Raw genomic sequence first — 23,889 nt, 5'->3', positions numbered from 1 at the left:
CGTTTTATATTTCAACTATGATAAATTCATCAAATAAGTATTTGGAGGGACACACATGAAACGAGTTGGGAAAAATTGGTTGGTAGCAATTGTTTTTTTATTAATGTCAGTGACAGTATTTGCTGGTTGTAGCAATGGCAGTGCAGCCGGAGATGAAAAAGGGTTCGTAGGTATTTCGATGCCAACAAAATCTGCAGAGCGTTGGATCGCAGATGGCGACAATATGGTCAAGCAACTAGAAGAAAAAGGCTACAAAACGGATTTGCAATATGGAGAAGACAAAGTAGAAAACCAAGTGGCGCAAATCGAAAATATGATCACAAAGGGAGTGGATACGTTGGTCATTGCTTCGATTGACGGTTCAGCATTGACAGATGTCTTAGAAAAAGCACATCAGGCGGATATCAAAGTCATTGCGTATGACCGTTTATTGATGAACTCTGAATATGTCGATTATTATGCAACATTTGATAATTTTGGTGTAGGTGTTTTACAAGCTTCTTATATCGAAGATAAATTAGACTTAAAAGATGGTGCTGGCCCATTTACGATCGAATTATTTGGCGGTTCGCCTGACGATAACAACGCATTGATCAATTACAATGGTGTGATGTCGATTCTTCAACCTTATATCGACAGCAAACAATTGAACGTCTCATCAGGTCAAACGAAATTCAATCAAATCGCGACGCTTCGTTGGGATGGCTCAACTGCACAAGCACGTATGGATAACTTATTAAGTGCTAACTATACAGATGACCAACTAGATGCAGTTCTTTCTCCTTACGATCCAATTAGTTTAGGGATCATTTCTTCCTTAAAAGGAGTAGGGTATGGCTCAGCCGACAAACCACTTCCAGTTATCACAGGACAGGATGCAACGATTGCTGGAGTGAAATCCATCATTGCAGGAGAGCAAACACAAACGATCTTTAAAGATACACGGGTGCTAGCTGATAATACGGTAGAGATGATCGAAGCAATCAACAATGATAAAGAAGTGCCGGTCAATGATGAGGAAACCTACGATAACGGTGTGAAAGTCATTCCGACTTATCTAGCTAACCCAGTTTCTGTAGATAAAGAAAATTATAAACAAGAGCTGATCGATACTGAGTATTACAGCGAAAGTGATTTAGGCCAATAAGAGGGCTTTGGAACATTTGTCCTCTTGTACTCCTTAGAACCGAATAAACGGTGTTTAGAAGCTGACCTTCAATATTAAGCAAAAAAACGGGAAATATAACCAACTATTTTTCAATTTTCTCTCTTATTGCTAAGTTCAAAACGCTTCTGGCACAACCTCAATAAACAGTGTTTCAGTAGTAGCTCCTTCAAAAACAAGCGTGAGATCTCAAAATTTGAAGAACAATTTTCAGTTTTCGCGCTTATTTTTCGAAGTTGAGCGCTACTATCACACCCTCGATTAGGAAGTGAAAAAATGGCAGATTATATTTTAGAAATGAAAGAAATCATCAAAGAATTCTCTGGTGTTCGTGCGTTGAACAATGTCAATCTCCGCATCAAACGTGGAGAGATCCACGCCCTTTGTGGCGAGAATGGTGCAGGAAAATCCACGTTGATGAATGTGTTGAGCGGTTTGTATCCTTATGGCAGTTATTCAGGCGAAATCATGTATGACGGTGAGGTATGCCAATTCAAAAATCTTAGAGATAGTGAAGCGAAAGGGATCGTGATCATCCACCAAGAATTAGCCTTGAGTCCTTATCTATCCATCAAAGAAAACATTTTTTTAGGGAACGAACAAACAAAATATGGCGTGATCGACTGGAACTTGACGGAACGAAAAACAGAAAATCTACTAAAAACAGTGGGCTTGAAAATCGATCCAAATACCTTAGTTTCACAAATCGGTGTCGGGCATCAACAGTTGGTGGAAATTGCGAAGGCTTTTTCTAAAAATGTTCGATTACTCATATTAGATGAACCGACAGCAGCACTGAATGAAGAAGAAAGTGCCAATCTTTTAGCGTTGATCAAGGAGTTTCGCAATCAAGGGATCACTTCGATCATCATTTCGCATAAATTGAATGAAATCGTTGCGGTGGCGGACAGAATCACGATCTTACGAGATGGCCAAACAATTGAAACGTTAGAAAATACAGCAATCAGTGAAGAACGGATCATTAAGGGGATGGTTGGTCGTGATTTAACGAATCGTTATCCTGATCGTCATCCTGATATCGGCGAGGTTTATTTTGAAGTCAAGGATTGGACGGTCCATCATCCATTGACCACCGACCGAATCATCAATGATCATATCGATTTTTCGATTCGACGAGGAGAAATTGTTGGTATCGCCGGATTGATGGGGGCAGGACGAACTGAATTTGCCATGAGTATTTTTGGTCGATCATATGGAAGCAATCTCAGCGGTAAGATTTTTAAAGATGGAAAAGAATTAGTGATCAAAGATGTTTCTCAAGCAATTGATCATGGGTTGGCGTATGTGTCCGAAGATCGTAAGTCTGTTGGCTTGAATCTTTTGATGGACATCAGAGAAAATACGACGATTGCTAGTCTCAAAAAAATTAGTCGAAGTGGTATTTTAGATCAAGAAAAAGAAGTGATCGAAGCAGAAAACTTCCGGAAAAAAATGAGGACCAAAGCCACTAATGTGTTCCAAAACGTTGGTAGTTTAAGTGGTGGGAATCAACAAAAAGTCGTTTTAGCTAAGTGGTTGATGACAGAACCGGAAATTTTATTTCTGGACGAACCGACTCGTGGTATCGATGTCGGGGCAAAGTATGAAATCTACACGATTATCGAAGAAATGGCTGCCTTAGGAAAATGTGTCTGTATCATTTCTTCTGAACTACCTGAGATCATCGGTATGTGTGATCGGATCTATACCATGAATGAAGGGGAAATGACGGGAGAAGTGCTTAGAGAAGAGGCAAATCAGGAGTTATTGATGAACCTGATGACAAAAGAAGAGGAGGCAGTGGGCTGATGGAAAATGTCACAAAAAAAAGTCAGGAAAAAAAAGCTTGGAATGTAAAAGAAAAGATATTAGATATCTTTAGTAAATATAGTATGGTCATTATTTTGGTTGCTTTATTGATTGCTTTTCAACTAATGACCGGCGGGATCTTTTTAAGACCGCTGAATATAACGAATATCGTGTTGCAAAACAGCCATATTTTGATTTTGGCTGCGGGAATGTTGTTGGTCGTGCTTTTAGGCTACGTGGATCTATCGGTAGGTTCAGTCATGGCATTTGTTGGAGCGATGGCCGGTATGTTGATGGTCAACAACAACATCAGTCCATGGCTCGCCGTTCCTTTATGTTTATTAGTCGGTGGAGTGATCGGCGCATGGCAAGGCTTTTGGGTCGCTTATGTAGGGATTCCGGCGTTCATCGTGACACTTGCCGGTCTATTGATGTTTCGTGGTTTGACACAGGTTGTCTTAGGAGGGCAATCTTTAGCGCCTTTCCCTGGAGGTTTCCAAAAAATCTCGACGGGGTATTTACCAGATATCTTTGGTGTTCCTGGAATGCACTTATTGACGTTGATTTTAGGTGTCGTGTTAGCTGTTAGTTTAGTATTTGCTCAATGGCGTGCGAGAGCGCGAAGAAAAGAAAATTTATTTGAAGTACCATCAATGAACGCATTCTTGATCAAAGCGGCATTGACGATCGTTCTTGTCTTAGGATTAAGTTATATCTTTGCTTCCTACCAAGGATTTCCAGTAATATTGATCATTTTAGGTGTGATTGTTGGGATATATGGATTTTTGACCAATCGGACAGTTGCGGGACGACAAATTTATGCCACAGGTGGTAATTTGAAAGCTGCTCAATTATCTGGGATCAAGACGAAGAAAATCACTTTTTGGGTATTTGTGAATATGGGCGTCATGGCTGCTTTAGCAGGACTGATCTTAGCCGCACGTTTAAATGCTGCTACCCCACAGGCAGGGACTTCGCTTGAATTGGATGCGATGGCTTCTGTCTACTTCGGAGGAGCTTCCACTTCTGGAGGGATTGGAACGATCACTGGAGCAATCGTCGGTGGCTTAGTCATGGGCGTGCTGAACAATGGGATGTCGATCATGGGTGTTGGAGTAGACTGGCAACAAGCGATCAAAGGCTTGATTTTGTTGCTTGCTGTCGTATTGGATATTTACAATAAAAAACGCAAAATTTCTTAAGGTGGTGAACGGATGGAAACGACAGAGGAAAAACGGATATTATTGATTTGCACCGCTGGGATCACTTCAGGTCTGCTAGTAAAAAATATCCAAAATGCAGCAAATGAAAAAGGTGTACCTCTACATGTATACTCTGCACCAGCAATCGTGGCAGAGCAGGCGATCCAAAACCAGCAGATTGACGGACTGATGATCGGTCCACAATCAGAATATGAAGTGGAACGATTAAAAGATTTTCTGACGGTGAAAGCTGTTCCTTACAAATTGATTCGTAAAGAGGATTACGAATCATTTGATGGAGAATCTGTCTTAGCAGATATCTTACAATTCTTTTGAAATCACTTGAACTAAAAGCTGAAAAAAAGCAGTTGTTCCTTACAAAGCGCTAATAAAAAGAAACTCGTAAATATTTTTTCGTGTTAACAAGCCTTTCCAAAACAAGTTGTGCTACAATGATATCAAATAATTGTTCGGACAACTTACGTCGGAGTGAAAGGATTGGCAAAGTAACCATGGATAAAACAAAATATCAAATGATCGCAGATGAGATAAAGGATAAGATCATTGACCAAATTTTCAAACTAAATGAACCGATACCACCTGAACTCCAATTACAAAAAGACTATCAAGTCAGCCGTCATACGGTAAGACAAGCGATTGGTCTGTTAGTCAATGAAGGATATCTGCGTAAAGAGAAAGGCTCTGGAACATATGTCGATGACGCGTATAAGAAAACATCAGAAAGTAGAAAAAACCAAAAAACGATTGGCGTCATCACGACGTATTTATCGGATTATATATTCCCCTCGATCATCCGAGGAATTGAAAAAGCGTTGAGTGAACAAGGCTATTCCCTCTTACTAGCCAGTACGAATAATGATCATCAACAAGAAAAAAACTGCTTGGAAAAAATGTTGCAGTTTGGTGTAGATGGCTTAATCGTAGAGCCGACAAAAAGTAATGAATACAATCCGAACCTTGCGCTCTATGTCAGATTGAGAGAACAAGGGATCCCGATGGTCATGATCAATGCTGTCTATGAAGAATTAGCGGTCGCCTCGATTTGTGTCGACGATGTAAAAGTTGGCTTTAAAGGGACTGAGTATTTGATCCAGCAAGGACATCAGCGATTACTGTTCATCACGAAAATCGATGATTTACAAGGGAAATATCGGATGAAGGGATTTATTCAAGCGTGCGAAGCCTACGGTATCCAATTTTCGCCGGAAGATATCATTACCTACACGACTGATTCACGTGGGAAACTAGGTGAAAAAGTCCTCTTACAGCTAAAGGAATCGGCAAGCACCGGCATCATCTGTTACAACGATCAAGTTGCTAGCCAGTTGCTTGATGAGGTGATCGCAAAGGGTTATCAAGTACCGCAGCAATTGTCGATCATCGGAAATGATGATTCCTCGTTGAGTCAGATGGGCGCAGTGAAACTGACCACTTTAACTCATCCAAAAGAGCGGATGGGGAAAGATGCAGCAGAATGGATCATTCACACGATCCAAACGGGCAATCAAGGAGAAAATATCGTCTATGAACCTAGTTTGGTGATCAGAGATTCAGTAAGTGCAACAAAGAATGGCGAGTAGCTGAGGGAAAACGATAAGTGTACCAAATACGATAAAAATTTATTTAATGAACATTAGTCAATGTCTAGCAAGATTATTTGCTCTTAAAAAGGTAAAGAGGAGGAATTTACTCTCTTTGCCTTTTTTATATGATAAATGTGAATTTATCAGGAAAAAGAAAAAGGATTTATGTACGAACAAATAACTATGTTTGTATTGACATGTACGTACAAAAAGTTTTATACTGTAACTATCATAAAGAGAAACTAAGGGGGCGTTTGACATCGAAGCGAAAGAAACTAGGCTGAAACGAATAGAAGCGATTCGCACAGGACAAACAGCACTAGGTATTGAGCTAGGTTCGACGAGAATCAAAGCAGTGCTGATCGATCAACACTATGAGCCGATTGCAGCTGGAAGTTACGATTGGGAAAACCAGTTAGAAAACGGTATTTGGACCTATTCACTTGACGATATTTGGAAGGGGTTACAATCGAGTTATCAGCAATTAGTCGATGTGGTTTCTGAAGAGTATGATACGACACTGACTATGATAGGAGCGATCGGCTTTAGCGCAATGATGCACGGTTATTTAGCATTTGATCAGCACGATGAATTGCTTGTTCCTTTTCGCACGTGGCGCAATGCCATTACCGCAGAGGCAGAAGAAAAATTGAGCAAAGCCTTTCATTATACGATTCCACAGCGTTGGAGCATTGCCCATCTATATCAAGCAATTTTAAATAAAGAAACACATCTAAAAGATCTTAGTTACTTTACAACATTAGCTGGGTATATCCATTGGCAGTTGACCGGACAAAAAGTATTAGGAGTTGGAGATGCTTCAGGAATGTTTCCGATTGATCGTCAAACGAAGGGATATGATGCACAAAAGATTGCTATTTTTGATCAATTGGCACAAGCAGAAGGTTTTATGCAACCTTTAGAAACGCTTCTTCCAGAAATTCGTTTAGCTGGTGAGGTTGCAGGGACGCTGACTGAAAAGGGAGCCAAGCTCTTAGATCTATCCGGTAACTTATCTGCAGGGATTCCTGTTTGCCCACCAGAAGGGGATGCCGGCACCGGCATGGTCGCAACGAACAGTGTGGGGCTACGCACAGGGAATGTTTCAGCTGGGACATCGGCTTTTGCAATGATCGTATTGGATAAAGAGTTAGTAAATATCCATCCAGAAATCGACCAAGTAACAACACCTGACGGAAGCCCTGTTGCAATGGTGCATACAAACAATTGCTCATCAGAAATCAACGCATGGGTCAAGATTTTCAAAGAGTTCAGTGAGAGTCTTGGCGTGACGATCGATACACAGCAGATTTATGAAACCTTATTTTTGAAAGCGCTACAAGGAGAGAGTGACTGTGGAGGATTACTCAGCTACGGGTACCACTCAGGAGAAAACATCACAAAAATGGAACAAGGTAGACCATTATTCGTGCGACAGTCGGATAGTAAGTTTGATTTAGCGAATTTTATGCGGATGCACCTTTCAAGTGCTTTTGGGGCGATGCGTCTAGGGATGGAGATTCTTAAATCCGAACAAGTCACGATCGATCGTTTAGTCGCACATGGCGGGATCTTTAAAACGCCGAAAGTTGCTCAAACGATTTTAGCTTCAGCAATGGAAACACCTGTCACAGTCATGGAAACAGCCGGAGAAGGAGGCGCTTGGGGGATTGCCTTATTAGCTGCTTATCTCCGATCGGCAGACGGCATGACTTTGGAAGAATTTTTAGCAAAAGAGGTATTTTCAACTAGTGAAGGTCTGACGATCGAGCCTAAAGAGGCAGATTTAAAAGGTTACGAAAAATTTATTGAGCTGTATGAAAAAGGGTTGCCTATCGAAGCATCCGCGATCGTATCAATGGAAGAAGGAGTGAGAGAATGTTAGAAAGTCTGAAAGAATCTGTTTATCAAGCGAATTTAGCTTTACCAAAACAAGGACTGATCAAATACACATGGGGGAATGTGAGTGCATTTGATCGGGAAACGGGTTATTTTGTCATCAAGCCTAGCGGCGTGAGTTATGAGGAAATGAAAGCAGCAGATATGGTCGTTGTTGATTTGAATAATCAAGTCATCGAAGGTGAACTAAATCCATCTTCCGATACACCGACACATGCGGTTCTCTACAAACATTTCCCGGAAATTGGTGGGATTTGTCATACGCATTCGACGTGGGCAACGATCTGGGCACAAGCGGGTATCGATCTACCCGCCATGGGTACGACTCATGCAGATACTTTTTATGGGAGCGTTCCTTGCGCAAGATTTTTATCACAAGAAGAAATCGATGCTGGTTATGAACATGAAACCGGCAATGTGATCATTGAGACATTCCAAAATAGAAATATTGATATCATGGCAATTCCAGGAGTGTTGTTACATGGCCATGGACCATTTACTTGGGGGAAAGATGCTTCCCAAGCGGTGATGAATGCCGTTGTACTGGATGAAGTGGCGAAAATGAACTTATTTACTCGCCAATTGAATAGTTTTTCTGAACCATTGCCCCAACGAATATTAGATAAACATTATTTACGCAAGCATGGTAAAGATGCGTATTATGGCCAAAAAAAATAAAAAATAGAGGAGTTACAATCATGTTAGCAATCAGTAAAAAAGAATTTTGGTTCGTCGTAGGTTCACAACATCTATACGGGGAAGAAGCGTTAGCGCAGGTCAAAAAGAATGCAGAGACGATCGTTACGGCACTAAATGATCAACAAACGTTGCCTTATCCGATCGTACTAAAAGAACTAGCAGTAACTGCTGATACGATCACCTCGATCATGAAAGAAGCGAATTACCAGGAGCAAGTAGCAGGTGTGATCACTTGGATGCATACTTTCTCCCCAGCAAAAATGTGGATTCGTGGCACGCAGTTATTACAAAAGCCTTTGTTGCATTTAGCTACGCAATTTAATGAGAGTATTCCTTGGGAAACGATCGACATGGACTTTATGAACTTGAACCAAGCAGCCCACGGGGATCGGGAATATGGTTTTATCAATGCACGACTCAATAAGAAAAATGAAATCGTGGTAGGTCATTGGCAATCCGAAGATGTGCAACGTCAGATCTCAGACTGGATGCACGTGGCTGTGGCTTATAATGAAAGCTTCTCGATCAAGGTTGCTCGGTTTGGAGACAATATGCGTAATGTGGCTGTGACCGAAGGAGACAAAGTAGAAGCACAGATCCAGTTTGGCTGGGTGGTCGACTATTATGGGATCGGCGATTTAGTCAAAGTGATCGATGAAGTCACTGATGAAGAGGTAGCGTCATTATTTGAAGAATATAAACAACTTTATGATTTTGATTATGCACATTATGACCATGACACTTGGGAAGCACATGTCAAAGTACAAGCAAAACAAGAAATCGGGATCAGACGTTTCTTGGAAGCGGGCAATTATAATGCTTTCACAACAAACTTTGAAGATCTTTACGGTATGCAACAATTACCTGGCTTGGCAGTCCAACGGTTAATGGCAGAAGGCTACGGATTTGCCGGTGAGGGGGATTGGAAAACAGCTGCTTTGGATCGGATGTTAAAAATCATGGCACAAAACAAAGACACAGGTTTTATGGAAGATTACACGTATGAATTGACGCCAGGAAAAGAAGCAATTTTACAATCTCACATGATGGAAGTAGATCCGACATTGGCGGTCAATCGACCAAAAATCGTTGTTTCGCCATTATCGATGGGTGATCGAGAAGATCCGGCTCGTTTGGTGTTTGACGGTAAAGCAGGCGATGGTGTCGTGGTTTCCATGGCAGATTTTGGCACGCATTACAAATTGCTGATCAATGAAGTGGAAGCCTTCGAACCAACAGAAGAAGCCCCACATTTACCAGTGGCACGCGTACTTTGGAAAGTCAAACCGAATTTCCATGAGGGAGTAGGTGCTTGGATCCGCACAGGTGGCGGACACCATACCGTTGTGTCATTGCACCTTACTACTGATCAGATCCAAACATGGGCGCGCTTGGTTGATTTAGAAGATGTCGTCATCAAATAAGTGAAATGATCAATTGAAGGACTTTGGGACTTTAGAAAAACTTACGTCAAACACTCTTTTTCAAAGAAGTAGAGCGTTATGATGTCATTTCTTAGAGATTCAAGTTAAAGTTAAATAAATACCGTAATGTTATCAGCTGATTAAGGGATAGCACATACGAGCAGTCGAAAGAAGCGACGAAGATGAGTCTGGACACTCTGGTAAAGGCCAGACTCATTTTTTGTTCTTTCGTAGGACTAGCAATGATTAAAGGGGTGTTCGATATGACAAACGTAGACAAACAAATAGAATTCGAACAATTAGATGCTTGGTGGCGGGCTGCAAATTATATTTCTGTTGCTCAAATGTATTTAAAAGATAATCCATTATTACGCCGTCCATTAACTAAAGACGATGTAAAGACAAATCCTATTGGGCATTGGGGAACGATTGCTGGACAAAATTTTGTGTATGCACATTTAAATCGTGTCATCAATAAATACGATTTGGATATGTTTTACATAGAGGGCCCTGGTCATGGTGGACAAGTGATGGTATCCAATTCTTATATTGATGGCAGTTACAGTGAGATCTATCCTGAATTTACAGAAGATGAAGCCGGATTGGCACATTTATGTCGGGTGTTTTCTTATCCTCGCGGGATTGCATCCCATGCTGCGCCGGAAACACCAGGATCGATCCATGAAGGTGGAGAACTTGGCTATTCACTTGCCCATGCGACAGGTGCGATCCTTGATCATCCGGATGTGATCGCGGCGACAGTTGTAGGCGATGGCGAAGCAGAAACAGGTCCATTAGCTGGCGGTTGGTTTTCAAATGTCTTTATCAATCCGGTCAATGACGGTGCGGTGTTACCAATTTTGAATTTGAATGGCGGAAAAATTTCTAATCCAACCATCCTTGCCCGCAAGAGTGATGAGGATCTTCGAAAGTATTTCGAAGGAATGGGTTGGAAACCATATTTTGTTGAGGGAACAGATTCAGAGGTTGTTCATCACATCCTGGCTTTAACGCTAGATACAGTGATCGAAGAAATCAAAGAAATCCAAAACGAAGCAAGACAAGCACCTGCGGAATCAGCCACGATGCCAAGGTGGCCCGTCATTATTTTTCGGACGCCAAAAGGCTGGACAGGACCAAAGACGTGGGAAAATGAACAAGTGGAAGGAACGTTTCGTGCGCATCAAGTACCGATTCCAGTCGATTCTGAGCATATGGAACACGTCGATCATTTGATTGATTGGTTACAATCTTATCGTCCGGAAGAGCTGTTTGATGAACAAGGAAGAATCAAACAAGAAATCAAAGATCTTTCACCGAAAGGCAATCGTCGGATGTCGACAAATCCAATCACAAATGGCGGAATCGATCCCAAACCGTTAGTTATGCCTGATTGGAAAAACTATGCCGTGGATACTGCAACACCAGGAGCTGTTGTTGCGCAAGATATGATGGTCTTTGGAGAACAAGCCAAAGATGTAATCACGAAGAACCCAACCAATTTTCGGATCTTTGGCCCGGATGAAACAAAATCCAATCGCTTGAATAAAGTCTTTGAAGTGACAGATCGACAATGGTTGGAACCTAAAGATGCTTCAGATGAGTGGCAGTCTTCTGTAGGAAGGGTCATTGATGGACAACTGTCGGAACATCAAGCAGAAGGATTTTTAGAAGGGTATGTTTTGACAGGGCGACACGGGTTCTTTGCTAGTTACGAATCTTTTTTACGTGTGGTTGACTCGATGTTGACGCAACACTTCAAGTGGATGCGTAAAGCTAGTGATCAGCCTTGGCGGAAAAACTATCCTTCATTGAACTTGATTGCCACATCGACTGTTTTTCAACAAGATCACAATGGGTATACCCACCAAGATCCTGGTGTGTTGACCCATCTAGCAGAGAAGAAAGCAGAGTTTATTCGCGAATACTTGCCTGCAGATGCGAATAGTTTGATGGCTGTGATGGATCGTGCGTTGCAAGAAGAGCAAGTCATCAACTTGATTATTTCCAGTAAACATCCACGTCCGCAATTTTATTCTGCAACAGAAGCAGAAGAACTAGCCAATGAGGGGGTGAAAATCATCGAGTGGGCTAGTACGGTTTCTGCGAATGAAGAGCCAGATCTAGTGGTCGCAGCAGCAGGCACAGAACCAAACCTTGAAGCACTTGCGGCAGTCTCGCTATTGAATCAAGCATTTCCACAACTAAAAATCCGCTTTATCAACGTGGTGGATATCTTGAAGTTAAGACACCCATCCGTTGATCGGAGAGGACTAAGTGATGAAGCGTTTGACACGTTCTTTACGAAAGACAAACCAATTCTGTTTGCTTTCCATGGCTATGAAGGCATGATCCGGGATATTTTCTTCTTACGGCACAATCACCAATTGATGGTTCATGGTTATCGAGAAAATGGCGATATCACTACACCGTTTGATATGCGTGTCTTTAGTGAGTTGGATCGTTTCCACTTAGCGCAACATGCAGCGGTAACTGTGTACGGTGAAGAAGCAACAGCTTTTTCTGAGGAAATGACGCAACAATTGAAAGCACATCGAGAGTATATTCGGAAAGAAGGTCATGATCTGCCAGTAGTGGAAAACTGGAAATGGACGGAGTTAGCTCGGGTGAAGGAATAATAACTAAGAATGACACTAGTAAAACGCGGATCTATCTGCCTTTACTAGTGTTTTTTTAGCAATCGTAAATTTAGTTGCTTTGCAGAATTTTAGTGTGGGGAAAATTAAAGCAACCTATTAGTTGATTAAAAAAGCGAGTCATGCATACAATGAGCATCGTATTCATTGTTTGTTCATAAATATTAATATTTTGCGATTGCGTTTCCAACTATTGGTATTGAAGTGTTTTATTATAGTTGTTGTTCTCTAAATACATAATGTTATAAGCATAAAAATTCATTTGAAAAATAAAGCATGTTATTATTTTTTTGATGAGAGATATCGTAAGAGAATAGTTAGATTATACATAGTTTTATTTTTTTATTTTGGGTAACTCGCTTAGTTCCTCCGTTGTTTTTACATAATAGTCTTTGATAAATTTTCATTTTCTAGTGAAATCTAGTAGAAATGGACCTGATCTCAAAGGCTATTTGAAAAAATGATAAAAGTAACGACTTTTTAAAAGTCTTCTATATTCAAATTGCGATAGTTTGGACAAAGGAGGTAAAGTTTGTGGGGATAAGGAATGGAATTCAAACCAATACGCGACCGTTTTTTATAACGTTCATTATTATTGTGGTGTTCTTTATTGGAGGCGTTTGCTCTTCTGTTTTTGCTGATGTCAATCAAAGGCAGTCAACAAATGTGTTGGTCGATAATGGAGAAGTGGCGTTATCACTCGAAGACACGAATAAAGGGGTGCGTTTTAAACTAGAAAAAAATTCATCTGAAGCGTTACAATTTTCCGTAAATTTGATTGATTCTAAGGGTGAAAAAATCCCACGTATGATAGATGATCAATCCATTACTGAGAATCAGGTGTTGACAGAAGAACAATTTTCTACCCTACATTTTACTAAACCAACTGAACCTGTTCGATTATTTGTCAAGTACAAGTCCGCAAATGGAACACTGACGGATCTGACACCACCTGAAGGAGAAATTCTTCCACTTGTTGAACCAGAAAATAATGATCAATCAGGTACTTCAGGGAGTCAACCAACCGAAGTAACGAGCGGTACCATTGAAGAAAATAGCGAAACTGGAGAAAATCAGGAAACAACTGAGACACAGCAAGCAACCAGTGAAGCGAAAGTAGCGGAAGAGCAAAGCTCGACGTCTTCTGACTATCAACCACCCCAGGCACGAGCAATCCAAGCTTTTGCAACAGGTACAGGTTCCCAATACGTACCGCCGGGAGCTATCCCTATCAGTGGCGCTTTTGCCGCACCAAATGGTGGGGCTGTCGTTTCAAATGTCACGAATACAAATGACAATGGCGGAAAACCATTTTCACAAATCTCTCTTTCGGGGAGTAATAACTGGACGTCGATTTGGTCAAATGACGCGTATCGCTTGGATTTCACAAAATCCTTTTCGCAACGTGTCTACGTCAATTTTGGCACACAACAAGCAGATGGCGTGGCGTTTGTCATGCATAACGATGCAAGAAAAACAACGGCCATTACGAACTCACGAGCGGTAGGTGTCGACGGTCAAAACTTGGGTGTCTACGGAGCGACTGGCGGCTACTATGAGTTATTGGCTCAGAGAACGCCAGAAACGACAGCTATTCGTAATTCATTTGCGGTTGAATTTGATTTATTTGCCAATGAAGCAGTAACTGGTAGAGCACGCTATGACGCACAGATTCCTGCTGGAAGTACGCCACATATGGCGTATACCTTTCCGGGTAACCTAAGCCGAACGTATCAACCAATCAATGCAGTGAATGGTGATTTAGGAGCAAATGAGTGGTTCACTTTGACCCTCGCCAATCCCGGACGGATCAAACACAACAGCTTGATCCCACTTAATGGAGCTGTCAGTACCAATGTCCAAGATGGAACATGGTACGAGTTCAATTATAGCTTTAATAGCAACACACGGAACTTTACGTATTCATTTAGAAATCCTGTCAATGGAGCAAAAACTGCTGACACAACGATACCTTGGGGGGATTTGAACTCGGAATTACAATTAGCGACCAACAACAATCGAGCCTACTGGGGATTTACAGCGGCCAACGGTAGCGTATCAGGACAAGTTCGTTTTGCTTTTACTCAGCCGCCGATACCGATAGGCGCGACAGTGACGAGTAATGTATTGGACAACACCAATACATCTGTGACTGTTCCAAGTACAGATACAAGTAAAAGTAAATATTTGATGAGTGAGCAGCCAGCTAAGATCCAATCAACGATCAAGGTAAATACAGGTGAAGCAGCCTTGAATACTACGAGGTGGACGACGGTACTTGATGCGAAAGCAGTCAATTTGGCAACAAATGCGACAGTCACATCGACGATCACGAAAACGACTGCTGCAGGGGTGACGTCAACGATTGCCCCAGCAAATTTAGCAACAGTCGTGACAAATAATACAACGACTGGTGTGATCACAGTGGTCACGACAATAGCCAATAACGCGATCAATCTCAATCCAGGAGATTCAGCGACACTGAGTTATTCAGCACCAACAAGAACATTGTCAGCGGATGCACTAACTAGTTACGGAAGTTCAGTCTTGGCAAATCCAGTGGGAACGACACCAAATGATACAACAAACATCATCTACTATGGCGATACCGTGTATTATTGGGTTCGAAAAACGGATCAATTTACTGCTTTGTCATGGGAAAATGTCAATACGGTGACCAATTTTAGTGAGACGTTGGATATCTCTGCGAATCGCGATCCTGGGTACAAAAGAACATTTTATTGGAAAGATTTAGATATCGGCGATCGATTGAGTTTCAAAGTGAGAAAAGGAACGAATTATCTCACTGATGTTCCATTCTCTGATGTCACGACAACAGGGGCGACAAATTTTAACGCAAATACACAGTTAGTGATCCCAACAAAATATTTTGATTATGGTGAGAATAAATTTGTCATTGAAGTCTACTCCTCCGGAAAAATGACGAAACCTGAAGAACCGGCAGCGTCATTGAATCTGACGGTAAACTACACTGGAGAATTAAGACTTGAGCAGGCACCAAGTACATTCAAATGGACGAATCGAAAGGTTCGTCAAAGTAAAGGGATCTTGGATCGTGATGCGGGCAATAGCTTAGAATTAAAGGTATGGGATTCGAGAGATCCACGAACAACAAGAAATTGGTCAGTTGGACTTTCGATCACGAGTGGAACGAACGCACCTTTTTCTTTCGTCTGGAAAACAAGTCCTACGAGTGCGGTTCAAAATCTGGGTAATTCACCAATCAAAGTGTTTGATTCTGCGAGTGTGACCCCGACTGGTTATGTTTATACGCTGAATATGAGTGAAAATGCGGGTGTATTGTTAAATAGCTCAAAACTGTTGCCTGTAGGTGATTATAGTGGACGAGCAACAGCCAATTGGAAGCTATATAACACGGCTACGATCGAATAAGGAGGCGATGAGATGAAGAGAATAACTATGAATCTTTTGTTCCTGCTTAGTGTTGTTTTGTTCACTGGCTTTGTGCGAGTCGCTCCTACGTTTGCCGACGAGGTGATTGCTTCCGATCAGCAAGAAATCCAGTTTGAATTATATGAAAAAGACGAAGTGAGTCCCATAGATAAGGGTGAAAGTGGAACGACCAAACCGCAAGCGGAAGGGATGCTTCCGCAAACAGGTAGTTTGTTGTATGGAACATCTGCATTTCTCGGTACATTGCTGATTGGATTTGTCGGACTGATGTATCGATCAAGGAGGCAGAAGCGATGAAGCCTAAAATCAAATGGTTGCTACTATTTATCTTGCCCCTGATGTTTGTTTCTCCTTCAAAGATTCGAGCGTCTTCTGTTGGTGAAGAGAAAAAATCAGCAGTGAATGTCCAAATCATCGAACCTGCTATTTATTTAAAGAAAGTAATACCCCCAACTTTTGATCGCTACCCAGTCCCTGAGACGGACATTGAAGTACCAGCAAAGCAAGATCTAGTGATCGAAGTGGTTGACAATCGTTCTGGAACAAACGGGTGGAAACTCGATTATTCATTATCTGCTTTTAAAAATCAGCAGGAATATACAGCAAAACTTTCTATGAAAGATGGACAGTTGACGACAGAAAAAAACAGTGTCTATCAAGTCAATGATATAGAAAATATCAGTCATGGTGAAACGCAAGAACTCGTCAAAGTCAGTCAAGGAACGAAACAAAACTTTCGATTGATCATCCCGAAAGAAAGTATTAAGTTGAGTGTTCCTGCTAATAGTCCAAGTGGTACCTATAAAGCGATACAGACGGTCAACCTCGTAAATGTGGTTGCCGATGTAGATTAATTGAAAATCAAGGAGGAATAAAAATGAACCACAAAACAAAAACATTAAGTGCAGTATTCGCAGGGTTGATTTTAGTAAATATAGGTGGAGTAGCAGCATTCGCAGCAGAGGTACCAGGACAAACTGGAAGTACACCAACGACTGTAACGATCACCGATGCTACTTCAGGAGATTTAAGACTCGATGCCGTTCCAGCGACTTATGCGTTTGAGACGGAAATCGAAAATGGCACGTATTCACTTAGTACTGGAACGATCGGTACATCAGGAAATATCGTTGTTTCAAATGATAGTATCGCTCAAGCATGGTCTGTGAGAGCAACTGTTGCGAATAATCAATTGACACGAGCAGCTGCACCAGCCACATTTGATGTGAATTCATTCCAAATCAATGGCGCACAATTAGTTGGTACAGGCGCAACTGGGATTGTCGCTCGATCAGCGACTACACCAGATGCCGGAAATAATACCGGTCAAATCACCACTCCGGTAACATCGATCGCAATTGGTTTTACCGATCCGAGCAATGTCTTACAAGTAAATAATGTCTTGAACGGTACGATCAATTATCAATTGTACAATACGGCAGATGCTTCTTAATGGCTGTGTCCAAATTGAGAAGATTGGAGCAATCGCATTCAGCGATTGCTTCAATTCTTTCTATAGGTTTTTGTTCATGATCAAATCTCTGGGAAAAACCAAATGAATCGATAAATGAGGTGTAGTGATGCGGAAAATAATTTTAATCATTTGTTTCATGTTTGCTTTTTGCTTCCCCTTAGTCACCGAGGCAGAGACTGAGAGTGAAGTGGGCTTTCATATCAAAGCAATTATTCCAGAAAATCAAGCCGATAAAAAATTAACTTATTTTGATTTACAACTAGAACCTGGTCAAAAACAAACGATCAAGTTCCTGATAGAAAATACATCGAATGAAGAGTCAACTTATCAGGTTGCAGTAAACCAAGCCTATACGAATGATCAAGGATTTATTGATTACACGCAACCAACTGATGAATCAGATATACCGGAGGAATTTCAAATCAACAACATTGCGAAAGTCCCAGAAAGCATCACTTTAGCTGGTGGGAAGTCACAAGAAGTTAGCGTTGACCTCACAATGCCGGAAAAAGAATTTGATGGACAAATCTTGGCAGCCATCCATGTCATGAAAATAGGTCAAGCGGAACAAGAGGGCCAAATCGTTAACAATTATGGCTATGTCTTAGGATTGAAATTAACGAATAATACGAATGAAGTGCAAAGAAAGGTGGAATTAGAAGGCGTCGAACCAGCCATTTCATTTGGGAAAACAAGTGTGGTAGCAACTTTGAAGAATCCAACGATGGATGCGATCGGTCATTTGAAATATGCAGCTGAGGTGAAAGATGCCACAGGGGAAGTTATAAAAGAAGTATCTTATGATAAAGAGATGCAAATGGCGCCCTTGTCAACGTATCGATTTGCAATCGATTGGGACAATGAACGACTGGAAGCGGGAGATTATTCCTTACATTTGACAATCTCAGATGCAAAAGACAACGAATGGGTATTCGATCGCGATTTTTCAATCAGTGAGAGTGATGCGAAAGAAGTGAATAAGGTAGCAATCTCTAAAGTGAATCAGCAGTCAATCCCAACTTGGGTCTATGTAGTTGTGGGTGTCTTACTTGGGATCATCCTTCTATTGATCATTTATTTTCTATTCATACGTAAGAAGAAAAAAGAAGAGTAACCAAAAGGGGTTGTGATCCTTATGTTAACACGAGTCTTAGCATAGGGATCACAATCTCTTTCTGTCAGTTAGCGTTTTTTATAGAAATAATAAAGCACACTGATGAAAAAAATCACAGATATTAGAAGGCCGATTTCGTAATATACAAACACCCTCAGAGAATCGTAAAAGTAATACGCCATGATTTTAGTGATAAAATAAATCACTGGACATGCAGCTAGGAACACCAGGAAAGTGCGCTTAGTTAATTTAAAGAAATAAAAAAATGCTAGCACGGCAATACTTAAAGGAAACCAAAATAAAAACTTGCTTAACTGAACCAACATCATTCACTCCTCTATAATCTTCGTAATCAAATAATACCATTTTTGTGTTATTTTTAAAACTATTAATAGTATCATAACAAAATATTTTTTTTGATTTTAAAATAAAAATAAGTGATTTTTATATATGAAAGCTTGATTTAAAGATATTTGTGAAAAGGTGTTCATGCGGAATGTTCGTTTTTTAATAACATTTAAAAAAGTGAAATTAGGTTACTTTGTTATATATCGACCATTTTTTTTAAATGATTTTAACAAGTTTGTACGGATGAAATGTAAGATCATTTCAGTGATCCAAGGACAGTCTTGGCGACGCATACTGAATGACTGGGTAACCGGTAATTGACTGGTATAGGTGATTTCGGCTAAACCAACCAAAGCAAAAATTTTCCCTAACGCGGATAGTTTCTCTTGTTGTACATATTATTTGACGATCAGTGTTTGCTCAAGATAGAGCATGGAATCTTCAATCGGTTCATTTTGATCTATTTTCATTTTTAATCAATAAGCTGTATCCATAAAAGTATGATTTCTTCAATTGCTTATTGTAAGTATTTGGTAAGGGTTTCACAAATCCAGTATAACATTAAATGGCTGTTCCATGATGGAGCAGCCATCGAATCTTAGCTGGGATATTTCGATTTTTCTTTTTTATTTCTGAAAAAATTATGATACTGGGAGATTTCTAATAATTGAATGTTCTTTTAATAGAAATAATCAATGACGAATATTTCTAAGTTATTGGTGTTTATTTATATAATAGGAAATAATAAGCACGATAACGCTGATGAATGGTGTTATTATTCTTGGTTAAAGGATGTAGATTGTTATTTATTTGCAAAAAACCGCTAATAAAAAGGGACTATGAATGGGTGAAGAATCTATCCGTAGATAATTGGTGGGTAAAATTTCCTTAGGAGGATGATTTACATTATGAAAAAAAGAAAACAATGTGTCCGTTGATGTTGCTCGCTCTCTCTGTGTCGACAACAATGGTGACAGTTTCCCATGTGTCAGCAACAATTCAATCAGTAGAAAAGAGGAAGGGGAATGATTCGATACAGACGAGTCAACGCAATCAGTCTTGACTAGGATCGATCACTTCTAACCGAGAACAAATCAATCGTTTAGAACAAAAGTATGAGTTAGTCGCTTATGATGCAACTGTCTTGCCTGAAAAAATTGATCCTAAGTCACTCTTAGTGGCTGCAGATGCGAAAGTTGTTGATGGAGAAGGGAACCTCTAAGTGATTTCACGCCTTATATCAAAGCAACAACCGTTGAATCAAATCCAGGAGAATACCAGATAACCATTGGCTTAAAAGAAGGTGTCAGTGTGGAAAAAGTAGTAAAAGTAACAGTTTTAAATGAGAAATAAGAAGAAACAAAATATACGATTTTAGCAAAAGACGTGACTGTACTAGTAGGACAAATACTCCAGGAGAATATGAAGTGACGATTGGTCTTGAACAAGATGAATGTGTGGAAACAACAGTGAAAATCACAGTTGTTGGGGAGCAAGTTCCACAACAAGAGTACATTTTAAATGTAGCGGATGCTGCTGTGACTGTCGGACAGACGGATGATCAATCAATCTTAACGGCAGTCGGGCCACTGTGACAGATTTATCTAGTCAACCAGTCGACGCACGACCAGTGATCAAAGCATCGACAGTCAAAGACGAAGTCGGTTACTATGATATCTCACGGATACCACAAGAGGTGGGAATAAAAGTATTCAAGCTCAATAAATAAGGCGACAACCATGAAAATCGCTTCTTAAAATTTTTGTGGTCGTCTTTTTTTGAAGATCGTACTTCTGTTTCCGCCGTTTATTCGTTTCTAAGGCGCGCATAGTCTTCTTTTTATTTTAGGTAAATGTTACACTTGTGAAAAGAATCCAACGATCATCAAAGGAGAAAAAAATGAAAAATCACTGTCTGATTTACCGAGCGTTTGGCTTGCCACAAGAGGTTGTGCAACTAGCAGAGCAACCACTCTCTTTAAGACAAGGAGAAGTCTTGGTCAAAATGTTAGTGGCTCCAATCAATCCTTCTGATTTGATTCCAATCCACGGCGCCTATGCACATCGCATCAACTTGCCACAAATTGCTGGGTATGAAGGTGTCGGGAAAGTGATCCAAGTCACTGATCCTCAGGATGAACAAATGATAGGACAATACGTTTTACCTCTACGAGGGGAAGGAACTTGGCAAACCTATCACACAGTACCCAAGAGTGAATTAGTTATTGTTCCCTCTTCGGTCGATCTTTTGACAGCTGCCCAGATGTACATCAATCCTGTAACCGCCTGGTTGATCTGTACAAAAGAATTGAACCTGAATAAAGGAGATCATATTTTGCTCAACGCAGGAAATTCTTCCATTAGTAGAATTTTTATCCAATTGAGTAAAATTTTATCATTTAAAGTCATTGCAATCGTTCGCCACGAAAAATATAAAGAAGAGTTAACTGAACTAGGAGCAGATTTGGTCGTTCTTTGGGATGAAGAAACAACGTTGCCGCAAATTTTGGCACATACAAAGGGGAAAGGCGTAAGGGCGGCGATTGATCAAGTAGGTGGGAAAAGCGGTGAAACCATGGCGCGAGCGATTCAACCGTATGGGAAGTTCGTTGCGATCGGGTTACTCTCTGGCCAACAAGTTGATTGGGCGTTTATCCAAACATTGCCGATCCAAGCTAAAGTCTATCATCTAAGGCATTGGGCGGATTCGGTTTCCAATGAAGAATGGCAAAAACAATTTCAACAACTATTCCGTTTGGTTGAAGAGGGACAATTGAATCTACTAACTACCGCTCCCGTATATCCAATTTCTGAGTATCGCCAGGCTTTAGTAGAAGCAGAAAAGAAAAAAAGGAAAATATTTTTAAATTTCAATGTTTCATTAGAGGGCTGAGACAATCAAAAGAGAGTGTGATATTCGTCCTCTCGTACCACTTAAAACCGAATGAACGGCAAGAATAGAAGAAACCTCTTCGCAAAATAAGGCGCCACCCACGAAAACTTGGAGAACAAATTTCGTGGGTGGCGCCTTATTTCTCGAGGTTAAACACGTCTGTTTCGACGTCTTTTTGAGATCACGGCTAAAGAATAGGGAGTGTTTTTCCTTTAGTTAGTTTCTGAATACGCAGGCAAAGACAAATAAGTGATCGTCTCCATTAAAAGACGCCAATCCGCTATCGTCGGTACATTGGAGATTCGATGGATGCGACAAACCTGTTCATCAATCAAATGAAGATCGTAATTACAAACTACGAGATCAGCTTGGTAGGTTTCGATCGATTCTTTTGTGACAGCATGTTCAATTTGAAATTCGACCGTTGACCGTTGCATAAAAAGTGTCTCGATCTCATTCAGGATATAATCATCTAAAGATGGCGGTCCTTGGATCGTAAACAAAATGCGTAAAGGGCGATACGACTGCTTCATCAACAGCGAAGCATGAAACGTTGTCAACGCAGCTGCAAGATAATCGATATGAACAAAACCAAATAATGGGTTATTTTTTAGAATCGTCAGTTTTTCAAGCCATACTTGGTAGAGCTCAGAATAACGTGCCTTCATTTGTGTCACCATCGTGGGTGAATGTAATTCATAAGTATGGCTCATTTTAGAAAGTAAACGCGCATTGACCAAGTAAGCTTCCATTTTTTCTAGTGTCCCGTCTTTGATCATGTGTTCCGGGAAAACAGTCGCTAGAAAACGTTGGATCGCTTCGATGACACCCGGGCTTTCTTCTCGATAAAATGCATAGGAGCGACCATCGTCCAAATTACTTTGTCGTGTGTAGGAAATACAATGAAGTGAGACCAAGTATAACCACATCGTTTCATTTAATGAGAGTGTTTCATTGGAGCGTGAAAGATAGTAATCCTGTAATAATGGCTCAAGTGAAGAGAAGCCTTTGCTGCTTTTGATCAACACTTTGATACTTCGATTTAAGTTGCAAAGTTTTTTACACTTCCAACGTGCTTTTGCAATCGACAGCCATAAAGCGGCACGAAAATGGCTAAAATGTAAAAAGGCATGATCTCTTTTATGGCCTTCGTCGACTAAATACTGTGCATCGATTTCACTATCTGAATCAATGATCGTACTATCGCCAAAACTTGAGTAAAAGGCAAAAAAACAAAAACGAATATCTTCTTCTCTACCAGATAAACTCAATGGTCCAGTGGTGATCGTCACACTGAATTCCTTCAAGATATTATTCATATGACGGATCGTTTTAAAAATTGTACTTCTAGAGACCATCAAGGCATCGGCTAATTCATCGGTTGAGTAAGTTACATTATGAAGCAATAGATCCATGATCTGGTAGGTGATGGTCCTTTTAGCTAATAAGGTGATCATTGAATCGATCGTCATTACCTTTTTGTAGTGAAACGATAGTAGTCCTTTGTGATCAATCTTTAGTGAAACGCACTGCTCATTCAGCGCATGGTTGATTTCCTCGATGTCTTTTTTTAGTGTTGGTTTTGACTTCTCTAAGTTAAGAGAAAGATCATTGAGCGTTAACTGGTTGGTTTTATTTTTATGTACTAAATTTAAAATTTGATATTGTCGTTTAAACTGATTATCAAGTTGTAAGGTGATGGGTAAATTTTCCATTATTCTGGCTTCCAATCTTTATTTTTCTATAAATATGTAAGAAATATAGTCTCTCTTTAAAGTTAAAACACATAGTTAGATAGGCTCAGGGAAAGATGTGCATATTATAAGTATACAAAAAAAACAAACGTTTGAAATAAAAAATCATTATAATTTAAAAATAATCTGTTTTAAATTAAGGGGAAATAGTTGGAATTGCCGTGTTTTTTATCGAATAATTATTTTTTAAATAATTTTGTTATTTTTTATAAGTGAAGATATTTTGTTTTTTCAATAAAAAGTATACAAAAATTTCTTAGGTGTATAGTGTGATATTTTTTTCTGAATAATAAAAAAATAGTTTTGGCTATAGATATATGTATTGCAACCAATGACTATTACTAGAATTACAGAACTTATAGAAATAAGGCAGTGCTTTATTTTTTTTTGTTCGAAAAAAAATAAAAATAAAC

At 40.1% G+C, this 23,889-nt stretch carries 18 protein-coding genes; 17 read left to right on the top strand and 1 reads right to left on the bottom strand.

Annotation, left to right across the window (positions count from 1 at the left end; genetic code table 11):
* Positions 1–103 precede the first annotated feature (103 nt).
* From chvE to IGJ49_RS09410, 17 genes are all read left to right on the top strand, one after another.
* On the top strand, positions 104–1,147 hold the full coding sequence (gene chvE / locus IGJ49_RS09490; RefSeq protein WP_226075794.1) for a multiple monosaccharide ABC transporter substrate-binding protein: 1,044 nt from the start codon (positions 104–106) through the stop codon (positions 1,145–1,147).
* Positions 1,148–1,441: 294 nt separating this feature from the next.
* The gene (mmsA, locus tag IGJ49_RS09485) at positions 1,442–2,974 is read left to right on the top strand and encodes a multiple monosaccharide ABC transporter ATP-binding protein (protein ID WP_438723247.1); all 1,533 of its coding nucleotides are present in this window, start codon (positions 1,442–1,444) and stop codon (positions 2,972–2,974) included.
* On the top strand, positions 2,974–4,176 hold the full coding sequence (gene mmsB, locus IGJ49_RS09480) for a multiple monosaccharide ABC transporter permease (RefSeq protein ID WP_023519955.1): 1,203 nt from the start codon (positions 2,974–2,976) through the stop codon (positions 4,174–4,176). Before mmsA ends, mmsB begins: the two co-directional genes overlap by 1 nt.
* Positions 4,177–4,188: 12 nt before the next feature.
* The gene (locus IGJ49_RS09475) at positions 4,189–4,512 is read left to right on the top strand and encodes a hypothetical protein (protein ID WP_010735034.1); all 324 of its coding nucleotides are present in this window, start codon (positions 4,189–4,191) and stop codon (positions 4,510–4,512) included.
* Between the two features lie 176 nt (positions 4,513–4,688).
* On the top strand, positions 4,689–5,777 hold the full coding sequence (locus IGJ49_RS09470; RefSeq protein WP_062804970.1) for a GntR family transcriptional regulator: 1,089 nt from the start codon (positions 4,689–4,691) through the stop codon (positions 5,775–5,777).
* Between the two features lie 262 nt (positions 5,778–6,039).
* Positions 6,040–7,665, top strand: a complete 1,626-nt coding sequence (locus IGJ49_RS09465) for a xylulokinase (protein ID WP_438723999.1) — start codon at positions 6,040–6,042, stop codon at positions 7,663–7,665.
* Positions 7,659–8,357: an L-ribulose-5-phosphate 4-epimerase gene (locus tag IGJ49_RS09460; RefSeq protein ID WP_438723246.1), complete on the top strand. Its 699-nt coding sequence runs from the start codon at positions 7,659–7,661 to the stop codon at positions 8,355–8,357. The genes IGJ49_RS09465 and IGJ49_RS09460 overlap by 7 nt, the downstream gene beginning before the upstream one ends.
* A gap of 20 nt (positions 8,358–8,377) precedes the next feature.
* Positions 8,378–9,802 (top strand): L-arabinose isomerase, encoded by a 1,425-nt coding sequence (araA, locus tag IGJ49_RS09455; RefSeq protein ID WP_349519844.1) that lies wholly within the window; start codon positions 8,378–8,380, stop codon positions 9,800–9,802.
* Positions 9,803–10,065: 263 nt separating this feature from the next.
* Positions 10,066–12,441: a phosphoketolase family protein gene (locus IGJ49_RS09450; RefSeq protein WP_438723244.1), complete on the top strand. Its 2,376-nt coding sequence runs from the start codon at positions 10,066–10,068 to the stop codon at positions 12,439–12,441.
* A gap of 552 nt (positions 12,442–12,993) precedes the next feature.
* Positions 12,994–15,873 (top strand): hypothetical protein, encoded by a 2,880-nt coding sequence (locus IGJ49_RS09445; protein WP_438723242.1) that lies wholly within the window; start codon positions 12,994–12,996, stop codon positions 15,871–15,873.
* Positions 15,874–15,885: 12 nt separating this feature from the next.
* Positions 15,886–16,191 carry an LPXTG cell wall anchor domain-containing protein gene (locus tag IGJ49_RS09440; protein ID WP_010735041.1) on the top strand — a complete coding sequence of 102 codons (306 nt, stop codon included), beginning with the start codon at positions 15,886–15,888 and terminating at the stop codon, positions 16,189–16,191.
* Positions 16,188–16,748, top strand: coding sequence for a WxL domain-containing protein (locus tag IGJ49_RS09435; protein WP_010735042.1), 561 nt, complete (start codon positions 16,188–16,190; stop codon positions 16,746–16,748). The genes IGJ49_RS09440 and IGJ49_RS09435 overlap by 4 nt, the downstream gene beginning before the upstream one ends.
* A 23-nt stretch (positions 16,749–16,771) precedes the next feature.
* Positions 16,772–17,347 carry a hypothetical protein gene (locus tag IGJ49_RS09430; protein ID WP_349519838.1) on the top strand — a complete coding sequence of 192 codons (576 nt, stop codon included), beginning with the start codon at positions 16,772–16,774 and terminating at the stop codon, positions 17,345–17,347.
* A gap of 127 nt (positions 17,348–17,474) precedes the next feature.
* Complete coding sequence (locus IGJ49_RS09425) at positions 17,475–18,482, top strand: DUF916 and DUF3324 domain-containing protein (protein WP_023519948.1); 1,008 nt, start codon at positions 17,475–17,477, stop codon at positions 18,480–18,482.
* Positions 18,483–20,257: 1,775 nt separating this feature from the next.
* On the top strand, positions 20,258–20,425 hold the full coding sequence (locus IGJ49_RS09420) for a hypothetical protein (RefSeq protein ID WP_023519947.1): 168 nt from the start codon (positions 20,258–20,260) through the stop codon (positions 20,423–20,425).
* Positions 20,422–20,559: a hypothetical protein gene (locus IGJ49_RS09415; protein WP_023519946.1), complete on the top strand. Its 138-nt coding sequence runs from the start codon at positions 20,422–20,424 to the stop codon at positions 20,557–20,559. Before IGJ49_RS09420 ends, IGJ49_RS09415 begins: the two co-directional genes overlap by 4 nt.
* Positions 20,560–20,729: 170 nt before the next feature.
* Positions 20,730–21,722: a zinc-dependent alcohol dehydrogenase family protein gene (locus IGJ49_RS09410; RefSeq protein WP_438723239.1), complete on the top strand. Its 993-nt coding sequence runs from the start codon at positions 20,730–20,732 to the stop codon at positions 21,720–21,722.
* Positions 21,723–21,934: 212 nt separating this feature from the next.
* Here the strand turns inward: IGJ49_RS09410 and IGJ49_RS09405 are convergent, their stop codons facing one another.
* The gene (locus IGJ49_RS09405) at positions 21,935–23,437 is read right to left on the bottom strand and encodes a helix-turn-helix domain-containing protein (RefSeq protein ID WP_224434103.1); all 1,503 of its coding nucleotides are present in this window, start codon (positions 23,435–23,437) and stop codon (positions 21,935–21,937) included.
* Between the last annotated feature and the right edge of the window lie 452 nt (positions 23,438–23,889).

It is taken from the genome of Enterococcus sp. AZ171 (assembly GCF_051714005.1).
Taxonomy (GTDB): domain Bacteria; phylum Bacillota; class Bacilli; order Lactobacillales; family Enterococcaceae; genus Enterococcus_B; species Enterococcus_B pernyi.
This window is presented reverse-complemented; position numbering and strand designations above follow the sequence as displayed.

What these genes read in the sequence shown, in the direction of transcription:
- chvE (WP_226075794.1), top strand. Translation starts at nt 104, where the DNA reads ATGTCAGTGACAGTATTTGCTGGTTGTAGCAATGGCAGTGCAGCCGGA.
- mmsA (WP_438723247.1), top strand. Translation starts at nt 1,442, where the DNA reads ATGGCAGATTATATTTTAGAAATGAAAGAAATCATCAAAGAATTCTCT.
- mmsB (WP_023519955.1), top strand. Translation starts at nt 2,974, where the DNA reads ATGGAAAATGTCACAAAAAAAAGTCAGGAAAAAAAAGCTTGGAATGTA.
- IGJ49_RS09475 (WP_010735034.1), top strand. Translation starts at nt 4,189, where the DNA reads ATGGAAACGACAGAGGAAAAACGGATATTATTGATTTGCACCGCTGGG.
- IGJ49_RS09470 (WP_062804970.1), top strand. Translation starts at nt 4,689, where the DNA reads ATGGATAAAACAAAATATCAAATGATCGCAGATGAGATAAAGGATAAG.
- IGJ49_RS09460 (WP_438723246.1), top strand. Translation starts at nt 7,659, where the DNA reads ATGTTAGAAAGTCTGAAAGAATCTGTTTATCAAGCGAATTTAGCTTTA.
- araA (WP_349519844.1), top strand. Translation starts at nt 8,378, where the DNA reads ATGTTAGCAATCAGTAAAAAAGAATTTTGGTTCGTCGTAGGTTCACAA.
- IGJ49_RS09450 (WP_438723244.1), top strand. Translation starts at nt 10,066, where the DNA reads ATGACAAACGTAGACAAACAAATAGAATTCGAACAATTAGATGCTTGG.
- IGJ49_RS09440 (WP_010735041.1), top strand. Translation starts at nt 15,886, where the DNA reads ATGAAGAGAATAACTATGAATCTTTTGTTCCTGCTTAGTGTTGTTTTG.
- IGJ49_RS09435 (WP_010735042.1), top strand. Translation starts at nt 16,188, where the DNA reads ATGAAGCCTAAAATCAAATGGTTGCTACTATTTATCTTGCCCCTGATG.
- IGJ49_RS09430 (WP_349519838.1), top strand. Translation starts at nt 16,772, where the DNA reads ATGAACCACAAAACAAAAACATTAAGTGCAGTATTCGCAGGGTTGATT.
- IGJ49_RS09425 (WP_023519948.1), top strand. Translation starts at nt 17,475, where the DNA reads ATGCGGAAAATAATTTTAATCATTTGTTTCATGTTTGCTTTTTGCTTC.
- IGJ49_RS09410 (WP_438723239.1), top strand. Translation starts at nt 20,730, where the DNA reads ATGAAAAATCACTGTCTGATTTACCGAGCGTTTGGCTTGCCACAAGAG.
- IGJ49_RS09405 (WP_224434103.1), bottom strand. Translation starts at nt 23,437, where the DNA reads ATGGAAAATTTACCCATCACCTTACAACTTGATAATCAGTTTAAACGA.